We start from the raw sequence: 1,224 nt of genomic DNA, 5'->3' as shown, positions 1-1,224 counted from the left end.
CCCCCGCCATAAGCTGGGCGATCAGTTAGCAGCTGATATCCGCCAGGAAGCGCCAGGGCTGCGAGTTGGGGTCTGGCGGGGCATGGAGGCGGCCGACCCGTTCAATCCGGGCAAGGCCATGTGCACCGTGCCGGAACTGCCCAACGCAGCGCAGATGGCAGGGCTGGACGCCAATCATGGCTGCATCGCCTGCCCTGCGGCGACAACATGCAGCTACTTGGCGCAGCGGGATCAGGTGGCGGACGTGTGGGTTGTCGCGCATCAGGTGGCGACGCGCAGCCCCTTTGCCGGCTGGCCGCGTGACGAGGATGGCAAGCCGCTCCGGCCGACCGCGCTCATCGTTGATGAGGACCCGACGCGAGGATGGCTCCGAGGCGCGGGGGATGAGCCGCTAAAGCTTGATCTTGCCACGCTGGCGAACGCGCCGACCGAGGGGCTGACTGAAGACGAAGCAGCACAACTGACAGAGTATCGCCGCGCTGCCGTCGCCGGCTTGCTGCCGCAGGCTCCAGGCAAGATCTTCCGCAAGGGCTTGGACGCCTTCGCACCAGTCCAGCACTCGTTGACCGTGAGCGGCGTGACGTTGCCAATGGGCACCACATGCCCGGCGGCCGAGTGGGCCAAGCTGGAATGGAAGCTCAAGCCTTCGGTCAAGCTAAAGGTGGGCACCACAAAGAAGGAGGCAATCGCCGCCTACCGCGAGGCAGCGGATAAGGGGTTCATCCGAGCTCGCCCTATACTCGCCAAGATGATCGGCGCGTTCCTGGACAGCGGCGACGCGCGCAGCGTTAACATCATCCGCGCCGAAGGCACGATGCTCCACCTCGCCTGGCGCGAGGATATCCACGAATCATGGCAAGCACCGGCCATGCTGTACCTGGGCGCCACGACGCGGCCCGAGCTGCTGCGGTTTTGGTCGCCGCAGCTAGAAGTCACCGAAATCGAGGTGGAAGCGCCGCATCAGTATGTTGTTCAGGTGCCACGCGAATTCGGCAAAACTTCTTTGCTCAAGCCGCAGGGCGTTCATGATGTGGTCAATGTGCTGCTGGTCGAGGCGGCGCAGGCCAATGGCGAGACGCTTGCCATCGTGCAAAAGGAGCCGGAGCGCCTGATCCGGGCAGAGCTGGAGAAGCGCGGTGCGGTGCGCGATCCGTTGAAGCCGGGCGAGGATGAGGATGCGCCCGCCACCTATCGCTTCCCCTCCGGCGCTGTTCTCCACCTCGC

Annotated in this window: 1 protein-coding gene; it reads left to right on the top strand. The window is 65.0% G+C overall.

Going from position 1 to position 1,224, the window contains the following annotated elements; translation table 11 throughout:
• Positions 1–82 precede the first annotated feature (82 nt).
• The coding region (locus EP26_RS30865; RefSeq protein ID WP_043345475.1) for a hypothetical protein at positions 83–1,224 on the top strand (1,142 nt) is incomplete at its 3' end.

The sequence above is a fragment of the Belnapia moabensis DSM 16746 genome (assembly GCF_000745835.1).
Lineage (GTDB): Bacteria > Pseudomonadota > Alphaproteobacteria > Acetobacterales > Acetobacteraceae > Belnapia > Belnapia moabensis.
The sequence above is the reverse complement of the archived record's forward strand: the minus strand, read 5'-3'. Positions and strand labels throughout refer to the sequence as shown.